General features: G+C 65.7%; 1 protein-coding gene. It reads left to right on the top strand.

The features are described 5' to 3' along the window. A partial coding sequence (locus tag ACSNOK_RS34620) for a fumarate hydratase (protein ID WP_436784677.1) occupies positions 1-265 on the top strand: 265 nt, incomplete at both ends.

A 265-nucleotide genomic window follows, 5' to 3' on the forward strand; every position in this document is an offset into this window, starting at 1 on the left:
CTTCACGACGCTCAACCCGTCGGACGATATCGTGGACTGGGTGCTGAAGACGGTGCCGGCGATGGGAGCCGGCTGGTGCCCGCCCGGAATGCTCGGTATCGGCATCGGCGGCAGTGCCGAAAAGGCGATGCTTCTGGCCAAGGAAGCGCTGATGGAGCCGATCGACATCCACGACCTGAAGGAGCGCGGCCCCCGCAACCGTATCGAGGAGTTGCGGATCGCCATTCACGACAGGGTCAACGCGCTGGGGATCGGTGCCCAGGGG

Origin of the sequence: Streptomyces sp. URMC 126 (assembly GCF_051386555.1) — a bacterium.
GTDB lineage: Bacteria > Actinomycetota > Actinomycetes > Streptomycetales > Streptomycetaceae > Streptomyces.